Source organism: Flavobacterium sp. (assembly GCF_049318185.1).
Classification (GTDB): domain Bacteria; phylum Bacteroidota; class Bacteroidia; order Flavobacteriales; family Flavobacteriaceae; genus Flavobacterium.
On the sequence record NZ_JBMOGV010000037.1, the window covers coordinates 1 to 20727 of the forward strand.

Annotated in this window: 13 protein-coding genes; all 13 read right to left on the reverse strand. The window is 28.2% G+C overall.

The annotated features are described in order from the left end of the window. Window positions 1-207: 207 nt before the first annotated feature. The 13 genes from ACOYLT_RS05180 to ACOYLT_RS05240 all read right to left on the reverse strand — a co-directional run bounded on the left by ACOYLT_RS05180 (window position 208) and on the right by ACOYLT_RS05240 (window position 20522). A complete protein-coding gene (locus ACOYLT_RS05180; protein WP_422852797.1) occupies window positions 208-2172 on the reverse strand; it encodes a hypothetical protein in 1965 nt (654 codons plus the stop codon). A gap of 15 nt (window positions 2173-2187) precedes the next feature. Beyond that, window positions 2188-3582 carry a hypothetical protein gene (locus tag ACOYLT_RS05185; RefSeq protein WP_422852798.1) on the reverse strand — a complete coding sequence of 465 codons (1395 nt, stop codon included), beginning with the start codon at window positions 3580-3582 and terminating at the stop codon, window positions 2188-2190. Between the two features lie 16 nt (window positions 3583-3598). Further along, on the reverse strand, window positions 3599-4705 hold the full coding sequence (locus tag ACOYLT_RS05190; protein WP_422852799.1) for a hypothetical protein: 1107 nt from the start codon (window positions 4703-4705) through the stop codon (window positions 3599-3601). Next, entirely contained in the window at window positions 4695-5792 is a 1098-nt protein-coding gene (locus tag ACOYLT_RS05195; RefSeq protein WP_422852800.1) for a coiled-coil domain-containing protein, read from the reverse strand. Before ACOYLT_RS05195 ends, ACOYLT_RS05190 begins: the two co-directional genes overlap by 11 nt. 23 nt (window positions 5793-5815) lie before the next feature. Then, entirely contained in the window at window positions 5816-6592 is a 777-nt protein-coding gene (locus tag ACOYLT_RS05200; RefSeq protein WP_422852801.1) for a hypothetical protein, read from the reverse strand. Between the two features lie 19 nt (window positions 6593-6611). Continuing rightward, on the reverse strand, window positions 6612-8423 hold the full coding sequence (locus tag ACOYLT_RS05205) for a hypothetical protein (protein WP_422852802.1): 1812 nt from the start codon (window positions 8421-8423) through the stop codon (window positions 6612-6614). Between the two features lie 9 nt (window positions 8424-8432). Beyond that, window positions 8433-9698: a TRAFAC clade GTPase domain-containing protein gene (locus ACOYLT_RS05210; RefSeq protein ID WP_422852803.1), complete on the reverse strand. Its 1266-nt coding sequence runs from the start codon at window positions 9696-9698 to the stop codon at window positions 8433-8435. Between the two features lie 34 nt (window positions 9699-9732). Continuing rightward, complete coding sequence (locus ACOYLT_RS05215; protein ID WP_422852804.1) at window positions 9733-10680, reverse strand: hypothetical protein; 948 nt, start codon at window positions 10678-10680, stop codon at window positions 9733-9735. Between the two features lie 5 nt (window positions 10681-10685). Further along, a complete protein-coding gene (locus ACOYLT_RS05220; protein WP_422852805.1) occupies window positions 10686-13232 on the reverse strand; it encodes a S8 family peptidase in 2547 nt (848 codons plus the stop codon). Between the two features lie 9 nt (window positions 13233-13241). Next, window positions 13242-16094 (reverse strand): virulence factor SrfC family protein, encoded by a 2853-nt coding sequence (locus ACOYLT_RS05225; protein ID WP_422852806.1) that lies wholly within the window; start codon window positions 16092-16094, stop codon window positions 13242-13244. Window positions 16095-16133: 39 nt separating this feature from the next. Beyond that, on the reverse strand, window positions 16134-19292 hold the full coding sequence (locus ACOYLT_RS05230) for a virulence factor SrfB (protein WP_422852807.1): 3159 nt from the start codon (window positions 19290-19292) through the stop codon (window positions 16134-16136). Window positions 19293-19647: 355 nt separating this feature from the next. Then, complete coding sequence (locus tag ACOYLT_RS05235; RefSeq protein ID WP_422852808.1) at window positions 19648-20070, reverse strand: hypothetical protein; 423 nt, start codon at window positions 20068-20070, stop codon at window positions 19648-19650. 182 nt (window positions 20071-20252) lie between these two features. After that, the gene (locus ACOYLT_RS05240; RefSeq protein WP_422852809.1) at window positions 20253-20522 is read right to left on the reverse strand and encodes a peroxiredoxin family protein; all 270 of its coding nucleotides are present in this window, start codon (window positions 20520-20522) and stop codon (window positions 20253-20255) included. Window positions 20523-20727 lie beyond the last annotated feature (205 nt).

Here is a 20727-nt window from a genome sequence, read left to right on the forward strand (position 1 = left end):
AAGAAATGCTTGAATCTGATACCTTTGTACCAAACTGAGTTGAGTGTAATTTTTGTCCATAGTAATACAAAGGTTGTACTACTCGGTCAAAAGGCAAAAAAGCCCTTAAAAGCTTTTTTCGCCTTTTGTTTCAAAAATTGCACTTATCATTTGAACTCAGCATTATCATAAAAAATAAATAATGTATTTAGATTAAACAGATTGTAATCAATTACATGAACAATTACATGAAAAACTATAACTGAATTGACTCCCACCTTTACCACTAATTTGTTCGGGATCAAAGATTCTTATTGTAATCCAGTCAGAGGAACAATTAAAAGATTTTAAATCCAACCTAACTGATTTTGGACCTCTTACATGTAAACCCTTATCAATTACTGTGCCATTGACATCTTTACCACAATAGATTTTATAAGAATCATAAAGTGTCAAAAAATCGAAATCAATTGTGATAGTATTATTTCTTCCTATTCGGTGTGATTTAATGTATTCATCTAGAGGACCATTATTGCCTCCTTTATTATCAAATGATTCATTACAGGGAACTGAATATTCAAGAGGTATATCCCTTTCAGCAGGAGTAGACTTCATTAAATATTCTATAGTTTTTCCTGCAATTGTGTAATCATTAGTCTTATAATCTTGCTTAGAGGCAGTAATATGTAATATAGCATTTAAACGTGCTGTAATTGGGAACTCCCCTGCCCCACTATTTGGAGGAATAACAGGAACTAGGGCATCATTTGGACTTGTAGAAAACGATAGATTCACATCACCAAGAACCGAATTGCTAGAAGCCTCAATAGTACGGAAACTTAAAGTAACCAAAACAGGAGCTAATTCAATTTTAATGGGTTTAACAATAGATTTAACTAATTCATCAAAAGTTTTATTTGCAATTGTTTGAGTATTCGCTTTATAATATGGATCAAGTGAGGAACTTATTGATACTGATTCACCAGGACTTACTGATATACAAAATTGTCCGTTAGCATCGCTCTTTTTGTTAAATTGTTTCTTTACTTTGTCTGCACCAACTATTGTTATATCATTACTAACACCTGGGATGGGAGATCCATTTAATGAGTCAACATTTACGAAACAAACAGGATTTGGATCGGGCTCTAAACAAAAGGTTCGTTTTTCCTTGGGATATAAAGTAGGATTTATAAAATCAACTACTTTATGAATCCCTGGTAATTCACCATGAATCCCTGGTAATTCACCATTCTCATAAAAATCCTTTGAACCTGTAATACGAAAAGTTGCTAATAAAGTAGCAGAGTCATATATTCCTTTACCAACTCCATTTTCGTTGGTAATAACATTAACTGTTGCAGTTTTATTATTTTTCTGCGGATATGTAAAATTAATAGTAGCATTTACTTCGGTTAGTCCAACCTTAGTTATACAATCAACAACATAAAATACAATAGGTTTACGAATGGGACGAAGGCGTAAAGTACGAGTTGTATTGAGATCACCTGAAATGAGTTGTTCACTTGATTTATTGATTATACTGTCGGGATAATACCCATAAGCACTTGCTTTTACATTGTTACTAGTACCGCACTTTAACAAAGATTTAAAATGTACTAATCCCGATGGTTCAGTTATTGCAGAATCAATAATTTTAGTGCCTCCTAATTCAGACTGAATAATTACCGTTGCTTTTGGTAAAGGCTCATTATCATCCATATCAACAACTTTGAAATCAATATGCAAAGTTGTTGGCTTTAAAATTAAATGAATTGTATCATTAGATTTAATAGAATGAAAATTGAGTGATAAAGTATCTGAAGAATAGCAATTTGTAATTGAATAAATTTGAGCTTTTGAAAAATACTTAAAAATCAATGAGTATAAACTATACTTAACATTTACAAATTTAGCAACTCCATTAGCACCAGAAGATTGTTGCATATGTACTAAACTGTCAGTTAAAAGTTTTTTATTATCATACAAATAACTTTTATGATATAAAAAATCTACATTAGTAGCAATACCTACATTATTTATATCAGTAGTTTTTACAAAAAAACTTTTCTCGAAACGAAGTAATAACAATAAAGGAAGTAGCAGAAGTAACAACCACCAAAAAAATATTCTCTTTTTAGTTTGTACAGTATAATCATAAATTCCTTCATTCAAATCAATTTTATAACTCATAAAAAAAAATTATAGTCAAATAATATTAAACAGTGAAGAAACCGAAACCTTAACTGACTGATTTTTTTCAAGTTCAGTGGCTTTAATTAAACAAACACCATTATTATCGGTTTTTAGTTTTATCTTTTTATTTCCAACTTTTAAAATAACTTTCCTATTCTTTATAGGGCGTTTTTTATAATCGATAAATGTAAAAGTAATTTCGGGAATTATGTTTTCGGTAACAGTAAATACAAATTGATTATCCTTTTTTTGGACAGTACAAACTAAGGTATTATTGGGGTTTTTAGGATTTAATAAAAATATTTCTTCATCACAATAGCAGTTCTCAAGAAATATCATTCCATTACTATCACTAAGAATCATTGACCTATTTTTATTTTTTTCTATTGAAATCTCATACATGGAGATTGGAATATTATCTGTATTAACTACTTGGATGCTTACTTGAACACTTTCATTACGCTCAAAAACACATTCATAGGTAAATTTCTCTTTTTCTACCATCAAATTCACATTCCGATTAGACTGTATATCGGTAATTGTAAATTCTGTTCCAATCTCGATATCATCGAAAAATATTTCACCATTTTCATTTGACTTCAATAGAAAACTTTTGTCACCATTCGAAAGGGAGAACCCTTCTCCTGTAATAGGTTCTTTATTTTGATTAATAATATTTATTGAAATATTCTGAAATTCACTAATATAAACATTATATAAATCATCTTTTCTAACTTCAAATGTTTCTACATCTCTTAATTTATGATTACTATTTGCTTTAATTGAAAATTTGGAACCTATTATGCACCTACCACGATTAAAATTACCACTTTGATCAGTAGAGTATTCCAGAGCGATTCCCTGATATTCAAGTATAAATGGATAATTACATAAAGAAGTTTTGCTCTGTTTTTCGAAGAAATTAAGAATAACTATATCAGAATTAGAACGTGGAATAGCGAAAAGATTTGAAATCACATCAGTTCCTTTGTCGGCAACAAGATTTAAACAACCCCATTCAGTAATGATAAATCTCCATTGATTATCAATAACTAATGCTTTTAAAGAATCGTTATTTGGAATAATAAATAATTTATCGGCAATTTGTTTTAAATCTTTATCCTGAGATTTATTTAATTTAAATAACACATCTGACTTAAGCAATTCAAGTTCATTAATATAATTTTCTTTGTCATCCGAATTTAATTGTGAAAATGTTTTCACAATACTGGAAGAAGAAACGTCATAAGTCCAATATAACTCACTACTACTTCCTTCAGGCTTAGTAAAAAATAAAATTTCACGGGAATTTAAAATTAACTTGAGCTTATTGTATAACTGAGTATAATTCAATGGCAAAAGCAACATTTTAACTGTCGTATTAGATGTAGAAGCAATTGTTATCATACATGGAAATTTAAAACTAATTTATGCACTTAAATTTATGTGTACTAATATCATTTTTGTCTAATCGAGTGTTTCGCAAATAAAGAAATCTTGCAAGCTCGGCTACAATAGCCGGATAGTCTTCTGCATCATTTTGTTTTTTATTTATATCAGCACTTATTTGTGCTTTGTTTGCTCCAAGAGGACTCTCCCAATTGTTAATAATTCTAGTATTAGTAGTAAACCAAGAAGAAATTGAATTAATCTTAGATTGATAATTATTCAAAAGATTCTGATATTTTGTTACTACAAAAATTTGGAGTTCATTACTCTTATATTTTTGTAGAAAACTAGTAATATCTAAACTTTTTTGACTTAGTAAAGAGCAATTTAATGGTAACGGCTCATTTAATAATTTTTTAACTCCATAAATTAAAGATTGATATTGTATAAATTGTTCGGGCAAAGCAAGAAGATTATTATTCAACTGGAGTTGAACTAATGTATTTCTAAATTTTATAAAATCATCATAATTAATAGAACTAAGTGATGAATCACTATTTAGAGAAACAAGTCGATTTTTATACATTTCGTACAGATAATTCCTTTTGATATCATTATCCTTCTCAAGAGAATCTTTTTTTAATTCTAGATTGCGCTTGTTGTCATCAATTTTTTTACGTAATAGATATAGATTAACTTGATTATTTGTAGAATCACTTTTTAATATATCAATTTCATTTTTTATTTTAGAATTTTGGTCTTTTAAAGTGGTACTAGTGTCATTTGATTTTCTGATTTCAATCAAAACTCTAACTGAATCACCTTCCAATTGTTTAATCTTATTTTGTAAATCAGCAATTGAAGATGCAGAAGTTTTTTTTAATTGATCGTAAATATTTTTTTTAGATTTAATTAGGTCATCTTGAATACGAATATTATTTACTACGGGGCTATTACTTGTTTGTATCTTTACTAATTCGGATTGAAGTTTTGCAACTGTATCATTAAGGTTATCAATTTCGTATCGTATTTTTTCAATATCCTCTTTCGTATAAATTTGACCAAAACACAATAGTGGAAAAAAAACTAAAGTGAAAAGTGTAATAAAACCTTTACATAAATTGAAATTTCTAATTCGCATTATTAGAACAGTTTAAAGTACGTAATTGTAAACCCTTCAATTGGCTTACATTTCGATTATTAATAGCTGATAAAATATTGATTTTTTGTTTTTTCAAGTATGAATAATCATCATCAAAAGTGTTATCCTTAAAATAGTTTTCTAAATTTAGCCGATCAAGTTCATTAAAATCGCTATCGATAACTTTTATAATCAAAGAATTCCAATTTCTTGAATTTTCTGAATAGATACTACAATAATAATCTAAGAAATAATTATAATCATCAATTTTTTCATTTTGTTTGGTATTAAACAAAACGGGATTCTTTTGAATCTCTGAATACTTATTTTTAATATTTACATGATTTGCCTTATCATAATCCTGATTCAAAAAAGACCTAACTTCATCAATATAATCGACAACTTTACTAAAACGATTAATACTATCAATTAAAGATTGATTATTAGGTAATCGCATTTTAAGAGCAGCTAATGTATTTTTTCTAGCTACATCAAAAGAATCAGTAAGTAATATTTTACGAATATCAGTGAGAATCTGAGCATTAATTTTTACAATATAATCATTTAAAGCCTTGCTATCTTTCTCAAATCTTTCAATAACTGGCTTTTGAGTAATATCAGTTAACTGCGATAAATCATTGTTAAGTTTAATCAATTCTTTCTGCTGATCAGAAATTTGCTTATAGAGTTGTGTCTTATATTTTTTTAGATCTCCAAACTGATTTTTTAGATTAATTATAGGATCAGAAGCAGTAATGCTATTTTTAAAATTTTCTAAAGAAACAATCTGAGCATTTAAAAGATTAAGTTTCTCATTTTGAACTAAATCATATTGCTTAATTTCATTTTCAATTGAACTAATTTCCTTTTTATTTTGGTCCTCTTGTTTAGAATTTGACTTAAATATATTATTGAGTTCATTTAATGACTTATACAGTTGATTAATTTGAGATTCAAGGTCTTTTTTATTTTTGTATTCAATACGATACAATGAATCATAATTGATTTGACCATAAACATTATAATTACATATAATTAAGAAAATTAAAAGAGTAAAATGATATTTTTTTAGTTTAAAATAAAACATAAATTAGGATTTAAAATTTATGGCTACTTAATTTCTTTAAAATTTTTTTGCTTAATTTCTTTAAATTTTTTTTGATAAAATTTAATTCCATGTGCATTATCTAATAAAATTGGCAAGTCGGATATATCTGCGGCTTGATTTTTATTTATCTTTTCTTTAGCATCTTTATAAACTGAATGCGCATCTTTTAGATTAGTCAAGTTTTTAATAATTTCATTAGTTCTTACTAATAAATTATTATTATTACTTACTAATTCCGTAGTTACTTTACTTTTCAGATCATTTAAATAAATATCGCATTTTTTTTCGTCACAAAGAGTATCTCGATCGTAAAAAGCTGTTGACTGATTGATTAAAAGAATATGATTACTGAAACTATTATAATCAGAGATAATTTGCTTTTTTTCCTTTGATAGAAATGGATCATCTAAATCTAATTTAGACAATGTTCTTATACATTCTTGCAATTGGGAACTTACAACTACCGTATTTTTGAAATTACTTTCCGCGGCGGTTTTAGTTAAATAAAAAAATTGGGTATTAAAATATTTAAATAAATTTTTAGCCTCAGATTTATCAATAATATTCGTATTTGTTGCAGATTGAATATCTGCATTCAACGTTAAAAACTTATTATAATCAAAATTATTTTCCCTTTCAATCTTTTTTCGAAGTGAATCTGCATAACTACCAGGCTTGAATACAATTTCACTGGAACTGGAACTAGTTCTATAACTGGTATAAATGATTATTGAACTGAGCATTAATGATAATAAAAAGGTGTAAAATATATACTTCATATACAAAAAATTTATAGTTTCAATTTAAAAAATCTTTAATTTGTTTAGATAATTTTTTTGTTTTGTTATTTTTAATCCATTTTTTAATTTCCTCTTCTACAGATTTATTTTTGTTGATAAATGAATAAATCTTAGTTTGAAGTTCTTTTTGGGATGACTCAGGAACTCCAACATTTTCATATTTGTCTCTTAAATCTTTCCAACTATTTACAGCTAATTTTTCTTTGTCCTGCTTTACTACACCTTTAGTATCTTCTTTAACTTTAGGGGAATCAGGAGTAGGAATTTTTTCTTTCGTTTCAGGTGGTTGAGGCGAAATAAATTTATTTAATTTATTTTTATACTGCTCGTCAATTGAAGTAATTTTTGTATTGATTTCTTCAACTGTAGCAAATTTCTTATCAATCTTTAATAAAGAAATATCACTACCCCAATGAATGTTTTCTAATTTTTCCTTAGAATCTGCTTTATCAATTAACTTACCAATTGAGTCCAATTGATTTGTAATTGAAAGTATTTCTGAGCGATCAAGATTTGGGGGTGGTGTATTGAAATAATACCAAATGAAGATTCCAGCAGTAATTACTAAGACAATTACTGTAATAGGTATTATTAACTTAATTGATTTCTTTTTTAACTTGTACTCAACAAAATTTCCTGAAATATTACTTAAATCTGTTTGGTGACTATGATAACCAGATTTTTCAAGTTGTATATGTAAACTTCCCATATCGATTGAATCAAATTGAAACTCACGAGATTCATCTATAGAGCTAGAATTGATTAAACTTTGATTTTTATAAATACTAATTTCAACATTTTGTAAAGCTTTCTTGGTTTGATAGTCAACTACCCTAATTTTTAAATTATTTTTTTTATCCGAGGTGGATAAATTATTTTTTACTAATTGTATTTGTCTTTTTAATAAATGATTAGAAGCTAAATGATGTTCCTCGATAAGAATGACTTCTTCTCTATAGCCTTCTCGTTGAATAGTAATGGATATTGGAAAACCTGGGTCCTCCGGAATATAATAAATTAATTCAGGACTATAATACATTTTACTATCAGTAAAATTATTACCCTTAAAATGCAGGTTTACATGACTAAGAGGATTATTTTTTGTATCTGTAATAGAAATTGTTATGTACTTTGATGGTTTACTTATCTCATAAATTGAAAATTCAAATTCACTAGTCTTAGGCAACTTGTCTACATTTGAGTTGTGTAATAGAAAAATTTTATCGTATTTAAAAAATTGAGTATTGTTATATTTATCTAATTTCTCTTCTAAATCAATGCTATTTTGATAACTGAAAAAATTATTTTTTTTATCATTAGAAGGTAAAACAGGGTTGATATTACTTGTATTATTAGGCAGTAATCGATTATTAAATTTTTCAAGAATATCGTTAAATAAATCTCCATTTATCGGTCTATTTGAATCAATGGTATAGTGAGTTCCAATAGGAATAAAGTATTTACTCTTAAGCCCAGAAAATAATTCATGTAATAAAATACGGATATCGGTACCTCTAATTTGGTAATTATTACTAATAACTATTGAAGTAACAATATATCCGGGTCTTTTCAAACCATCTAGAATATAGTGTACGAGAGATACAACTGAAAAAGAGGGGTTCCCCTCAAAATAGTTAATAAAATAGTAGTCATCTAATTCAGTTGGCATTACTCCTCTAAGATCCTGGAGTTTTTTATTAAGTGAGTCTATGTCTAAATTAATATTTAGCGTAAATATTGGTCGTTTACCAAGGTCTCCATAAGTTCCATAAAAAATTAAACCTATTTTATTATTATCAAACAAATGCATAAATTCAATTTATTTATTAGAAGAAAACAATTTACCTAAGAAATTATTAGAATTGTTAGTTTTTTTAATCGGAAAAGTAGAAATCCAATTATATAGGTTTTCTGTATATACATAATTAAAGTTAATAGTTTGATCGTATTTATCAATCATACCTAAACTAAATGGAAAAATCTTAAACTCAAATCCAAATTCAGAAGAATATTCAGCGCACAAATTTTTTAGTTGTAAATAGTGGGAATTAAGAAAATTATGTGCATGTTCTTTCTGAATATCGAAACTTTGATCAGTTAAACCTGAACAATCCCATTTTGTAATTACTAAACAAATCGAAATTGTATAATTTAAAACTTTGGCTTCTTTTAAAGAAGTTAAAATAGATGTTAATGTTGTTGCTTGTCTAAATGCTGTATTTACACTTTGATAATCAATAGTAAAAAGGAATACCTTATTATTGTCATGTTCAAGATATTTTCTAAAATTGTGGGGCATGTCGGAAAAATTTTTATTCTTTGATTGCTGAAAAATTTCACCGCTCAAATCGAAAAAATTGATCGGAATAGTTTGATTGCTTTTGGATTTTATATTTGCTGAAACATACAATGCCATTGACTCAGGAGTTGCTGGAGCAAGATGCCCCTCTCGGAAATAACCCATAAGGTCTTCAATTATTTCTTTTCCTATATTGTTACCCAATACAGGAAATTCATACAATCCTCTATTAAATAAATAATTGAATAATGCGATAGTAAGAACAGTTTTACCTGAACCAACCAATCCAATAACAAAAATATTAGTCTTATTCAGGCCTGGTTCTGGTAAATCATTAAATTTTTCTCTATATATTTTTACTGCTTCAACAATACTAGGTCCAAGCTCTATTCGAAAAATTTGATTATATCTTTTTTCATCAATCATTTTTTTTTCAAGAACAATAAAATCCTTATAGATTAATCGATTATCAACATACCTTCTCAATATTCGTTCAAAATTCTCTGATTTTATATCCAATTGGTTGAGATGTAAATAAGATAGTTTACATTTCTGATTCTCGTTAAAAACATTATGCAACCCTTCAATCTCTAAAATTGATTCTTTGATTCCACCTTTAAGAATAATATTCGACACAACTTCAAGTAACTTAGAAATCTCAATATCATTTGACTTACAGATTTCAAGAGATAATATTCGCTCACTAAGTGCTTTCTCTAACAAATCAAAATTATTTTCAAGATTGAATTTTGTTAAAATTATTTTTTGTTCTTGGCTGAGAGACATGATTTTTACTGTTTTTTATAAAAAAATAAATGCATTAGAACTCAAGAAGCGCATCATCATTTTGCTTTTTATTTCCCTGTGTTTCCAAACCCTCTGGACGAGTTGCTGAAAAATATACATATAAAATAAATAAATGCATTAAAACATATACAAGGAGGGCTAAAAAAATTATAATAACGGAACCATTAGTAAGTGAAGTAAGTATAGTAGGAAATTTGCTTTTAAAGGGTACGCCTTCAAATGTTCGATCGGGAAACTTATTTTGAAGAATGGAATAAAATTTATTATACTGGTTTCCGATATTTTCATAGTAAAATTTTACCTGTGTAATTTCCCAATTATTAAATATTCGTTTTAATTCATTGGTGTAATTATTTATAGAATTAGAAATACTATCTGTTCGATACTTGTCTGTCTTGAGTCTGTTAATATAACTGTTTTTATACGTAATTAAGTAATCAATATCAGTTGAAGTGATTGTTCCATCTACTGCTTCAATCATTTCGCTAAATCCAGTTTTATTTTTACTCCCCCTTACCTTTGCCAATCCATTTGAAAACTTAGTTTCTCGATTTGAAATTTCAATATCAACAGCTTTTTTATATTGTGTAATAAGCTTTGGAAAATTATCACTAGCATAATTAAGAACTTCTTTTTTAATAGAATCTTTTTTATTGAATTCAACGTTAAAATAATTATTTACTATAAAAAATAAAAAAATCGCAATAACGATATAAATAGATAATAAAACATTTTCAGCTACCCTATTATTTAAATCTTTGTTAGCCTTTTTCTTTTTGGTTTTCCAATTTACTAGATAATATGTTAAAAAGGCAAGAGGTAAAGTAGAAATAAGTGTAACAAATAAAGTAATTTTAAAATCATTAAAATTATACATATACCCCATATATACGAACGTAATTATAGCGGTAAAACTAATCATCTGTAAAATACTTGACAATACATTTTCTTTTTTAAACATAGAAATTATTTTATTTTGATGAGATTAAATGTAAAATGATTATTACTAATTAAATTATTTTGAGCCTCACAGGTAGCAGTACCATTATTATCTGCGCTACAAACAAAACTATAAGGCTTGAATTTAAGTAAATCGGGCTGGCAAGAAAAATCATTTTGCTGTCTGACTAAAATTGTATTATTAGATTTAAATTGTAAATTCATATTTGCCTCACATACAGTATTATCACTTTGAAAGAGGGAAATTTTGCCGGTTCCATTTTGATTGATATCAAAAAATAGGGTAACACTCAGTCCGGATTTAGTATTATACAAACGAGATGAACTTTTCCATCTTCCTTTTGCGAAATCGAAATTGCTTGGTTTAGGAGGAATTTTAAAAGTATCTTTTGTTTGGTTTTGATTATTCATACAAATTTTGCGCAATTTATCAATTTCCTGTGTAAGACTATCAATTTTCCGCTGAACATCAGAACAATTAGAAACGGGTGTTTTCTTCCGATCTTGACTAGCTATGTTCATAGCTTGTTTTATTTGAATTAAATTACCGACATTCTTGTAACCTGCAAAAATTGGCTTTCCAGTAGATTGAATTAAGTCAACCAATTGATTAAAAGAAAGAGAGGGGTTTACACTTTTTAACAAAGCGATACATCCAGTAACAATAGGAGCAGCCATGCTAGTACCATCTAGGAAATCAAAATTCTGCCTGGGGATACTACTAAATATTGAAACACCAGGCGCACTTATAGTGGAATTATATCCATAATTACTAAAACTTGCTTTTCCATTATTAAAGTCGCTGGCAGAAACAATTATAGTTTTATCACTTCTATGCATTGGATCTAATTCAATTAAAACATCATCGTTTCCTGCTGCTAAAATTATTGTAACATTTTTAGCATATGCGTAATTGAAAATCTTATTCCAGACTTTTTCTGCATCTATATCTTCTTGGGAAGAGTGAATATATTGTTTTTGTAATTCAACAGGCAGATATTTCAAAAACTTTGGAAATTGTTTGCCTAATGACAAATTAACAACATTAGCACCATTATTGATTGCATACTGAATTCCAATAGAAATAGACATAGTACTCATTCGTCCGAAATAATCACCAACTTGTATGGGCATAAGTTTACAATTTGGCGCTGCACCAGAAATTCCAAAATAATTATTTGCATTTGCGATTGCTAAACCTGCAACATGAGTTCCATGATATAAATTTTGACCAGTATTAACAATAGAATTTCTTGTAGTTGCATTAAAGGGTTTATAAATTTTACCTTCGAATTCCTTGTGAGTAAGATCAAATCCATCATCAATAATTGCAACAACTAAATCGCGATTCCCCTGAGATAAGTTCCAAGCATCGGGTAAACCGATAACTCTATCGTACCAGCTTTTATTAATGTCGTTAAAGGAGGGGTCATTAGGAAGATTAGAATTTTTATAAATAGTTTCTTCGAAAATTAAGAGGTCGAATTCAGGAAATTTCGTTTTTAAGGTATTTATCACATTTTTTTTATCTGCAACCGGAATTTTTATCTGAATTGAAGGCATTAGTGTATCATAAAAAACTATTTTATAGTCATCCGATGAAAAAACCTTTTTGAATTTTTTTGCAAATGAATTGATATCAGTGTTAGCACCATTAAAGGAAATATTCAAACGATCGGATAATACATAACCTAGGCTATCATCACTAAGTTTAATCTTTGTAGTATCAATTGGAGGTAAAACATTAACCTTTGGTAAAATATTGATGGGCTTAAATAAAAACCAAATTGAAAATAAAATAAGTAAAATTAAAATCAAAATCCACCACCAATTTCTAAGTATCCATTTAAGCAATTTTTTAAAAATTGAGTCGTCACGAATAGGCTTACTATTTTCATTATTCGAAATAGACTTTGTTTTTTCACCTAATGTAGAAGTATCCTCTACTAATTCATCGGATACTTTGTTCAAATCAGTTGATGAGGAAACAATATTTTTTTCAAAAGGATTTTCTGATTTACTTGAATCCTCATAACTTTCATAAGGTTGTGATGCAAGATTTGATGGAAGTGAGATAGGCTCATATAAACTAATTGATAGACCAGTATTTTTATTTAATTGTGGCAAAGATTCAAATGCCCACATTGCAATTGAAACATTTGTGTCAACCAAAAAAACATTGGAAAAATCGGGAATTCTTAAGGCAATTTGCAGCAAACTTCCCCATTCTCTTTCATTAGTAAGAGAAGAATTAATTAATTTGTTACAAAAATTATTAACCTTTTCAATTTGTTGATCAACTAATGATTTTTCATCAATTGTAAGTTGTTGAAAAGGCTTTATCACCGTTCCAGAAAGGCAATACCAGGATGCTTTGCCAAAGGAAAGATTGTGAATTACAACTTCAGGAAAAAAATTAATAAATGAATCTCCCAATTTACTTTGCAAAAAATTTGAAATTTTTGGCTGTAATTTATAGGCAAACTCACCTTCAAATTTTAATGCTTTAAAATTTTCAATTTTATCAACTCTAAAAAGTAATTGAGAAGCCATTTTAATTATTTAGTTTAAAGCATCTAAACTATCGAATTCTTTCAAAATCTCTCCAAGCTTGTTGTTAGCATTAATATCGTAATTGGGTATATCACAGGTAGTTATAAAAGCAATTTCCATTAAATTTAACCAACGTTGAAAATTCGAAATCATGGGCACCATTTTTTTCATTTTATCATCAATTGTTTTTTGATTCAAATTAGAATTTAAATTTTCCATATATTCCAGAACTTCTTCGATTGATAAAGCATCTGATTTCTGATTTGAAACAACGAATTCAATTTTGTTTGAATTATCATCGGGAAAAATGAGATTTAATTGATTAATTTCAGAAGTGGCTTTTATTTCATCTTTTCTATCTTGATCGAAAAATTCCCAACCAGATGAGGTAACAAATTTATTAATTACTCCTGCGGTAATGTGAGCAATCATATCTTCTGCTTTATCAATTTTAATTTGTCCATCAACGAACTGACGAATTAACATTGAAATATAATCTTGCAATTTCAATTTATCTTTAAAAAGGGTTTTTAAAACATCAAATAATTCATTTAATAAATTTTGGTTGAGATTATATTTTTTAAAATCATCAAAGTTTTCAATTGTAAGCTTTTCATTAAACCAATATTCCATGGCTTTTTCAGCCAATATCAGAGAATTGTTTTGTAAATTATGTAAGTCACCAAAAAATAACTGATTTAAATCAATATCATTATTATTAAAATATTCAATTACTTGTTCACTTGTATCATAGCGATATCGTTGACGAAGCAATTCTATATTTTCTTCAAAAGATAAATTTAAATTAATAGAAGGATTATCTACACGCAATAAAATATATTTATTTAATTCTTGCTTCTTTATTAAAAGATTACTTTGTAAAAGATCGTGGTAAAATTCAAATATTTTACTCTCAGAAACCAAAAATTGCTGAATGAATTGGCCAAACAAATAAGGATTTTTTTCGAAATTTACATTTAGGTTTAATCTTAAATCTAGACTGTGTCTATGATTTTTTTTAATTGCTTCATCTGCTCCGCCAGATCTAAATTTTGGCCTTAAAATATTATTTACATTATTAACAGCATCATTAGTTTTATTAATAAAAAGTGGGAGTGTGAACTTACTATTTGCACGTTTCAATAAATTTTCGATTATCCAGGCACTTCCATCTTTTCCCGGTAAACTAGCTTCATCAAAAGATTTATTTGGATTACTAAAATACTTATAGCTCTCATTTAAGCGAACGAATTCCTGTTTTATTTGTTCTATAAAACCTTTGGTTCTATCTGAAACATAAGCGTTGGATAAATCTAAAATTTCATTTCCGGATGAATCATATTTGAAAAAACTACCTGAGAATTGTTCTGTTGCAGAACGTAATAAATAAAAGTTATTAAAGACGTTATTCTTTTTTTGCCAATTATTGATCCAATCAAATCCCTTAAAAATTTCTTCGTCAAACCTGTAAGTAAAGTAATTTGATAGTCTTTCTATTATAACAATTGAATTGGAATTATATTCTAACATTTTATTCCACCAAGTTGATACGATGAATAAGGGAGGTAAATTATTTTGTATAAAATTATCTCGCATTTCCTCAGTTTCCCCAATATTTTTATTTATCCAATTATTTAAAATAGCAGGAACTGTTCTAACATTAGATTGAACCACACTTCGAAAACAAACAGCCAATATACTTGCCTGATAGTTATCTGAGTATTTATTAAAGAGATAAGCGATTTTTCCTCTTTTCAGCATTTCAACTTTGTCGGAGAAATTGGTAAATTCGCCTCTAGATCTGGCACCAGGAAAATCTAGTATTTCAATATTTTTTATGAAGGGTTTATTTAAAATGGTACTATCAGATACAGTAAGAACGATTTCTTGTGTTAGGTAACCTAATATAGAATTATTAACCTCAATTAAATTTTTTTGTTTAGTTTGAACAACGGTTTTTTTAACATCTTTATCAAAGAAATATTTAAAACAGTCAACATTAATTACGGGTATATATTTATCTTTTTCATCTTTATTAATTCTAAGAAGGGGGGCAAAATCAATATTTAGTTCAAATTCAAAATTCAATTGTTCCATCAACCCAAGAGATTCCTCCAAAATGCTATTCATCTCTTCAGAGCTGTACCATAAAATATTAAATATACTACTCCAGGCTTTTGGTGGTATATATTGGATATTCTCACCAACTTTTTCCCAAAATTCTAAAGTATCTAAATCTTTTAAAAAGGCAACAGTATTAGAAGAAAAAGAATGTAAGTATTGCTTAATCGAAATTATATCATTGTCTGACAAAAATAATTGATTTACGTTTTTGTCGATATAATTTTCTATTTGATTTAAATGGGCTAGAATTTGAGTTTTGTCGGGTTTTGGATAATTTTTAGTTTCTTTAAAATCGTTATATACGGAATCGATTATTATGCAAATAATATCAACCGGTTTAAATATTTTTATTTTTACCGGTAATAAGTCTATATCAGATTCCAACTCACTAACAAATCTTGTAATAGCACCAGTTGCCTCGGTACCCTCACCTATCGGATTAATTTCATCTTTAAAATTATATGGCTTTTTATTCTGATGATTTACAACAAAAAAACGATTTGTATCATCATTAAGAAGATTGTCGGCCATGTACGATTTTCCCACCTGACTTGCCCCAAATAAAGTTATTACAGGCTTTCTATCAATAACCTGATAAAGTTTTCTCAATTCAATACTCTGTGTTTTTAAGTCGATAAAACTTTCAGAACGCTTCTTCCCTTTTTCAAAGGCTTTAACCCATTGTACTGATTTATCAACTATATCAATATATTTACCAATCACATTATTAGAACTCATATCATTTTTTTAAAGTGAGACTCAAAAACTTGTTAAAAATTATTGAATATTCAAAAGGAATTCTCCCGTATCTAACCAATATCCTTTCTCATCAAACAACGTCATAAATTCTAGAATTAAACATTGTTTAGCTACATCATCACCATCACAATCAATAATATTTTCTATAGTTAGCGCTTCTTTACTCTCATTAAATTCTCTAGAGAGATAAATTTTTAAGGGCATCTTCTGTTTGAATTTAACTATCAGCTGATTTGCAGCATCCATAATCACATTTTCACTTTTATCATCTCCGATTGAGGATTTTGCTCTTTGAATAAAGTAATTTCTATTTAATTCGATTTTGAAGATCGGTCGAGACCTATAGCTAGGATTACTTAATTGCTTATAACCGATAATAAGTGGCAAACTATGAACCTCAATTTTAGCACTATTTTCTTCAGGTGATAAACTAACATTAACTAATTTTTGAGTATCCTTGTTCATTACTCCGATGTAATCAGAAGTTCCCAACAATTTATTTTTTAAATTTTTGGTATTCAACCTAAATCCATCTAATTTATCTAATGAACCACCCATCAAAGCTATTATTGCTCCAACAGCAACAATAGTTTTGGGTTCATTGAAATATCCGGAATCAGATGCGAAGGGATACCAACTACCCACCCTATAATTTTTTAATGTAATAATTCTATCCGGTGAGCAGGGATAATATTTTAAAAACAAATTCCTTATATGAGGAATTCTAGTAGGACCGCCCGATAAAAGTATAAAATCTGCTTTATGCACGAACATCAAAGTAGAAATCTGCTTAAATAAAGGCTCGAAAACAATCTCAATAATTGAACTTACCAAAGATCTGGACAAAGTCCATTTTATATCTTCAAATTTTAATGGACTGAAATGCTTATTAAAATATTGAATCAATTGTTCATTGTATGAATTATTAGGGAAAAAAAATCCCATATCCACTACTGTATCTTCCTCTTCACTTGTAGCATGTTCTAAATACTTTAATGCGATTGGAATAGCAATTTGTGTAACAAAATTCTTTTTCATTATTCGATGTTGGAAGGATTGATTATTTGTACCAACACCAAAAAATGAATTTAACTTATCAGCATAATTTTTTACACCGCTTGAAATACATGCTTGCTTAATTCCTATATTAATTTCTTTAAACGAAATAGAGTGAGTACTGCTTTCATTTTCAGTACTCTGTTTTACTCCCTCAATTACTACTTGCTGAACAATTTCTTTTAACAAATCATCCCCCGCTAAGTTGTAACTATCCCAGAACATGGGATTAGGGGTAATAACAGACATCCCCTGTCCTTTTTCATACTCATAATTACAAATCATTAAATCACTTGTACCTCCGCCTATATCTAAACTAGCAATTGTTAAGGAATTTTGTGACTTATTTTTTCCATAATTAATATTCTTTCCATATAAATCAAAGAAAGTTTCTGCATTATTTAAGTACCGCTTTGATAATTCGGCATATAAAAATACTAACTGACTACAAGTAGCTTCATCATAAATCCAATGTTGTTTACTTTCAATTTCAGTGTTTTTAATTGCCAAATCTTTTGGATCAGGTATAATTTTTATTTCTTCCTGCTTAATATCCCACACTTTCAAATAGGCATTATCATAAAACCGCCTCACTACTCTGTAAGCGTCTAAAGCACATTTTCTTAGTGCAACTTGCTCTTCTTTAACAATAGAAGTTGGACAGGTAATAGTGATTCTTTTGATTTTTCTGGGAGATTGAGGATTACCATGAAAATTTCTAAATTCACTCGAATTAATCTGGGAATATGCATGAAGGTATATCTCTATAAATACGAGTGTCATTAATGATTTACGAGAATAATACTTGTTGCAATCAGAATTACCTTGCAAATCAACTTCGCCATTCTCTAAAAATTGCTCCGACAAACCCTCATAGTATACAAAATCTTTCGTAAAATCATCTTTTTTCTTCAGATATTCCCAGGGCAATTCTGATTTTTTATTATCCCATAAATACCTTTTTGGGCTGGAATGGAAACTAGTTGAATCAAATAGATTCAAATTATTAAAATTCTGCGTATTAATATGATTTGCTGCTTCTTCTCCAACTCGAACTATACTGGGCCAGCTAAAAACTTTATATCCGGGAATGATAATGTCGCCAAATGATGGTTTGGCAAATGCCAATTGCATGGAAAAGGAACTATCATATTGTTTCCTAAAATCTGATAAATCTTGAATTTGTAATTTTTTTACTTTATCAAATTCAAAATTCCCTTTTTCATTTTCAAATAAAAGTCCACAAGTATTTGAATTACCAATATCAAGAACAAGATCTACATCAATTGCATTATTGGAATCAGAAAACAATGAAATATCGTCAAATATTGAATTATTTGTTATATGCGGATCATCTATATTATTTGACTTTAATTTTTTTAAATACCGAATTAGGAAAACATAACATGCTGCAAATTTCAGTGATTCGGTTTCAGGTTTTAATCTACCTCTATTAATCAAACCATTTCTCAAACCATCAAAAACCCATCCATTGTTATTTGATCTATCAAGAAATTTTAAAAGAAAATCTTCATCATCAATCAATGAAAAAGTATTTTCCCCGGCTACTGTGTCCTCCGATTTAGGGAGTAAATATGATTCTGTAATGTTATCTTCAATTTTAGTATCAAAGGCTACAACAAAATCATAGGTATTTTTTATTGTAGATTTATATATCACTAATCTAGCCCATGCTGTTGGTCCAAAATCAAAATACCCTGTATTCTTTTTAAAATATGGAAAAGGAATCCAAAATGAATCATCTTGGTTAGAAATAAATAAATCAATGCATTGTTTAATATCACTTATCGAATATCTTTTCTTAAATTCATCATCATCGGAAATCTTATAATGATTAAAAATTTGCTCATTTAAGTCAAGAGAAATTTTATTTTTTTCATCAATTTTTCCTTCCTTTTTTAGACTAGACTTTAAAACCCAGGAATCAAAATTAGAGAGATAATATGCCAGTTCAAGAGAAATTGTTTTGGTATATGTACTCATGTCATAATCCTGAATCTCACAAAAACCCATAGACTTAATAACGGGTTCGGTGCTATCAATAGAAAAAGACGACTTTATGAACTGTAAACCTGAATTTGCAATAAGAGAAATGGGCATAAACAATTATTTGATGCTTAATAGTTGTAATTAATCTATTATTATTAAAATTATAAAATATATTGATAAAATCCATTAAAAGAGATAATAAAAGCAAATTATAAATAGATAAACATATATTATTTATTTATAATAAAATTATAATTCATTAATAAAAGTCATGAAGTATGTTACAAGTATTTTGGGTGTTTAAGGGGGAGTTATTTTCTCACGGACGTGTATGATATAATAAAATATGTAAATATTTGAAAAACAATAATTTAAATTGAAAAATTATGTTTTCAGTACTGGACAGAATTATTAGGTTAATATAAACATTATATATTATAAAAACTAATAACTTCTACAAACTTAATTAAGGAGTTACATTGATTTTTATACAGGTAGAACTACTATTTGGGGCAACGGTTCCTGATGAGTAAAAAACTCCTCCTGAAACTAGAGTAATTACTGCATTCCAATCAATGGAATTACCATTTGTGAATTCGTAAGGAACTGTTCCTGTTGCGGTACAGTTTCCTGGTCCAGATGGCCAGAATCCGGCGGTTTCACCTACACTTACACCATTAACCGTAACACTAACCTTCTTAATTGTAATCCCTCCAAGGTAAGCCGCACTTTGATAAAAGGTGACTTTTGAATATTTACAAGAACCATCATCTTTTTTTGCATCAAAATTCACATTTAATGCTTTTGGATCTGTACAGCCCTTCTGTTCGCATCCAGAAATTCCAATAAAAATAATAACCAAGCTTAAAAAGAGAAAATTTTTTTTCATAACTATATTTTTTATTTGATTAAAAATCGTTTGTTAAATTATATTTTAGATTTTTATAAGTATAACTGAAAATTTAAGACGAATTAATTGTTGATAATTGATAAATGATAAGTATTAAGTGACTATAAAATAGTGAGTCGAACTAATTTTTTATTCAACCCACTATTCGATTCTAAGATATTCTATTTACCCAGTTTAATTCGAAGTTTTTGCAACAGTGAAATGCCCCGAAGGTTTTTAGCTACAATTTTTCCTGTCGGGTCAATTAAAAAATTAGCAGGTATTGATTCCACAGCATACAATTTGGCAACAGGGCTATCCCACAAGAGAAGGTCTGAAATATTTGTCCAAACGTATTGATCGCTTTTGATTGCCTTAGTCCATGAAGTCCTGTCGTCATCAAGGGAAACACTAAGTATCTCAAAATTTTTATCGTGATAAAGATGATTCATATAAATTGATTATCAAGGCGTTATATTAAGCCAAAATCTGAAACTTTTCAAATCGTGTTAGGCCAAATATGCGCTAAAACCCAATACAGACAAGACTTTCAAAGAACTTATATTTACAACATCAAAACGCTAGTGAATTTATATCTTAAATAAAAAATCATTGTTGTCCGACTAAAGTCGGGTTTAAATTAGCTGTAACCCTTTT

Excerpts from the sequence above, each read along its gene's own strand:
- ACOYLT_RS05220 (WP_422852805.1), bottom strand. The coding sequence starts at position 13,232 with ATGGCTTCTCAATTACTTTTTAGAGTTGATAAAATTGAAAATTTTAAA.
- ACOYLT_RS05215 (WP_422852804.1), bottom strand. The coding sequence starts at position 10,680 with ATGTTTAAAAAAGAAAATGTATTGTCAAGTATTTTACAGATGATTAGT.
- ACOYLT_RS05235 (WP_422852808.1), bottom strand. The coding sequence starts at position 20,070 with ATGAAAAAAAATTTTCTCTTTTTAAGCTTGGTTATTATTTTTATTGGA.
- ACOYLT_RS05195 (WP_422852800.1), bottom strand. The coding sequence starts at position 5,792 with ATGTTTTATTTTAAACTAAAAAAATATCATTTTACTCTTTTAATTTTC.
- ACOYLT_RS05210 (WP_422852803.1), bottom strand. The coding sequence starts at position 9,698 with ATGTCTCTCAGCCAAGAACAAAAAATAATTTTAACAAAATTCAATCTT.
- ACOYLT_RS05180 (WP_422852797.1), bottom strand. The coding sequence starts at position 2,172 with ATGAGTTATAAAATTGATTTGAATGAAGGAATTTATGATTATACTGTA.
- ACOYLT_RS05225 (WP_422852806.1), bottom strand. The coding sequence starts at position 16,094 with ATGAGTTCTAATAATGTGATTGGTAAATATATTGATATAGTTGATAAA.
- ACOYLT_RS05230 (WP_422852807.1), bottom strand. The coding sequence starts at position 19,292 with ATGCCCATTTCTCTTATTGCAAATTCAGGTTTACAGTTCATAAAGTCG.
- ACOYLT_RS05205 (WP_422852802.1), bottom strand. The coding sequence starts at position 8,423 with ATGCATTTGTTTGATAATAATAAAATAGGTTTAATTTTTTATGGAACT.
- ACOYLT_RS05190 (WP_422852799.1), bottom strand. The coding sequence starts at position 4,705 with ATGCGAATTAGAAATTTCAATTTATGTAAAGGTTTTATTACACTTTTC.
- ACOYLT_RS05240 (WP_422852809.1), bottom strand. The coding sequence starts at position 20,522 with ATGAATCATCTTTATCACGATAAAAATTTTGAGATACTTAGTGTTTCC.
- ACOYLT_RS05200 (WP_422852801.1), bottom strand. The coding sequence starts at position 6,592 with ATGAAGTATATATTTTACACCTTTTTATTATCATTAATGCTCAGTTCA.
- ACOYLT_RS05185 (WP_422852798.1), bottom strand. The coding sequence starts at position 3,582 with ATGATAACAATTGCTTCTACATCTAATACGACAGTTAAAATGTTGCTT.